The sequence below is a fragment of the Streptomyces carpinensis genome, from assembly GCF_002154505.1.
Lineage (GTDB): Bacteria > Actinomycetota > Actinomycetes > Streptomycetales > Streptomycetaceae > Streptomyces > Streptomyces carpinensis.
On record NZ_MUBM01000534.1, the window covers coordinates 1 to 2505 of the forward strand.

General features: G+C 69.2%; 2 protein-coding genes and 1 pseudogene. 2 read left to right on the forward strand and 1 reads right to left on the reverse strand.

Annotated elements, in window-relative coordinates:
- Together BZY54_RS54230 and BZY54_RS45570 are read left to right on the forward strand one after the other, a co-directional pair.
- Positions 1-336, forward strand: a pseudogene (locus BZY54_RS54230) (NF041680 family putative transposase); the annotation flags it as partial.
- A gap of 453 nt (positions 337-789) precedes the next feature.
- Positions 790-2187: an APC family permease gene (locus BZY54_RS45570; RefSeq protein ID WP_086731224.1), complete on the forward strand. Its 1398-nt coding sequence runs from the start codon at positions 790-792 to the stop codon at positions 2185-2187.
- A gap of 18 nt (positions 2188-2205) precedes the next feature.
- Here the strand turns inward: BZY54_RS45570 and BZY54_RS45575 are convergent.
- Positions 2206-2505: GNAT family N-acetyltransferase (locus BZY54_RS45575; RefSeq protein WP_143668320.1), on the reverse strand; the 300-nt coding region annotated here is incomplete at its 5' end.

Genomic DNA, 2505 nt, shown 5'->3' on the forward strand with positions numbered 1-2505 from the left:
CAGAAGCTCCGCACCCCCGAGGCGGCGGACCGCTGGACCTGGCTGGTCATCGTCGCTCACCCCCAACGCCGCCTCGCCCGGCCACGGGCCGAGGACCTCCGCAGGCCCTGGGAACAGTCCGCCCGGCCCGGCCGCCTCACCCCCGCCCGCGTCCGCCGGGGATTCCGCGGCCTCCACGGGAAGACGCCTCAGCCAGCCTGCGCACCGAAATCCAGTACGGCAGGCCCCGGTCGGCCGGCGGGCTCGAAGAACAGGCGCCGAGCCCGCGAGCACCCCGTCGGAAAACAAAACAAAACGGACACTGCGAAGCCCGCCTCAAAGCGGCAGGCAGCATAAACGCCAAGCTGAGCCGGCGCACGGATGCCCCGCCCTCCCTGTGGGAGAGGGCGGGGCATCCGTGCGTCCGGCCCCGGCCGCTTCCCCGAGCCGCCCGAGATGTGCGTCCGGATACCGGACTCGTTGACATTTTTTTGATGCCCTAGCTTCGGTTCCAGTTTGCAGGGATGAAACGGATGACGAAGGAGTTCGCGCCCGATTGCCTTTGAAGTAAAGGTCATTCGTTGAAAGAGCTTGATGATTACGCCAATCTGCCCTGGTTGCCTGCGAATGTGATGTGGCGTACACCCCTCCGCAAGTGCGGATTTCGAAGGTAAACGGCCATTGACGCGGTGGTTTTCGTCGGGGTTCTATGCAGCGCCGGGAGCGGACGAGACGAACGCAGACGAGCCGCCGGAGGCGATAGCGCTCCCGACTCCACCCTCACCCTCACAAGTCGATCGGAACCGCCGCATGACCGACACGCTCCGCCCTGTCGACACCGACCTGACAGAGGCGTCCGACAGTCCCCAGACGCTCAAGCGTTCCATCGGCGTCGTCGGCGGCACCCTGCTCACCCTCTCGTGCGTCACCCCCGCCTCCACCCTCTTCGTGGTCGTCCCCGACCTGTTCGGCTCGCTCGGCACCGCCACCGCCCTGACGATCGCCATCGGCTCCCTCCTCTGTATCGCCGTGGCGTTCTGCTACTCCGAGCTGGGCACCCTCGTCCCCAGCGCGGGCGGCGAGTACGCCATGGTCTCCACGATGGCCGGGCGGCTGACGGGCTGGCTGGTCTTCGTGCTGTCCCTGCTGGTCGTCATGATCGTCCCGCCGGTGATCGCGATGGGCACGGCTGACTACCTGGCACCGATCGTGCACCTCGACCCGGCGATGACCGGCGCCGGCGTGATGCTGCTGGCCACCCTCGCCGGTCTGCTGGACCTGCGGGCCAACGCCTGGATCACCGGCATCTTCCTGGTCCTGGAGGTCATCGCCGCCGGCGTGGTCGCCATGCTGGGCTTCGCGCACAGCCAGCGCGGGATCGGCAGCCTGGTCTCCATGAAGGTGGCCGACTCGGCCGGCCACACCGACCCCGTGACGGCCATGCTCGTCATCTCCGGGCTCGCCATCGCCCTCTTCGCAACCCAGGGCTTCTCGACCGCCGTCTACCTCTCCGAGGAACTGGAGAACCCGCGCCGCAACGTCGCCCGCACCGTGCTCGCCACCCTCGCGATCTCCTCGGTGATCATCCTGGTGCCGGTGGTCGCCATCACCATGGGCGCCTCCGACATCAAGGAGCTGACCAGCGGTGACCTCAGCTCGATGGTGATCGCCTGGTCCAACTCCGCCGTCGGCACCTTCGTCAGCCTCTGCGTGGCCCTCGCGATCATCAACGCCGGTATCGTCATGGTCATCCAGAACTCCCGCGTGCTGTTCGCCTCCGCCCGTGACAAGGCCTGGCCCGAGCCCGTCAACAACGTCTTCTCCAAGCTGGGCCGCTTCGGCTCCCCCTGGGTCGCCACGCTCGCGGTGGGCGTCCCCGGCGCCGTCCTGTGCTTCGTCAACCTGGACACGCTCTACGGCGTCACCGGCGTCTCCGTGACCGGCATGTACCTCCTCGTCGCGGTCGCCGCCCTGCTGGCCCGCCGCGGCTCGCACAAGCACACGCCCGCCTGGCGCATGCCGCTGTGGCCGGCCATGCCGATCCTGCTGATCGCGGTGCTCGCGTACGTCCTCAGCCAGCAGGAGACGAGCTACCTGCTGTGGACCGGCGGCATCACGGCGGTGGCCACCCTGTACTGGGCCCTCTACCTCCGCCCGCGCCGCGACACCCGCTGGCTGGTCTCCATCCCGGAGGACGCCCGGGCCTGACCCGGCGCCCCACCCGGCTCAGGTGCTGAAGTCCCAGGTCACCACCGAGCACGTCCCGTCGTCCTTGCCCCCCGCGCTGCGGTAGGCGGCAAGGGCGACGTCGTTTCCGGCGTCGACCAGGACCCACATGCCGTAACAGCCGAGCTCACGGCCGAGGGCGGCGAGCCGCCGCACCAGCGCCCGCCCGATCCCGCGGCGCCGGTAGGGCTCGGCGACCTCCAGCTCGTACAGCAACATCTCGGTGCCCTTGTCGGGGTGGACGGTCTCCACCCCGCTGACGAAGCCGACGGGCACCTCCACGCCCGTCCCGCCTCCGCC

What these genes read in the sequence shown, in the direction of transcription:
- BZY54_RS45570 (WP_086731224.1), top strand. Translation starts at nt 790, where the DNA reads ATGACCGACACGCTCCGCCCTGTCGACACCGACCTGACAGAGGCGTCC.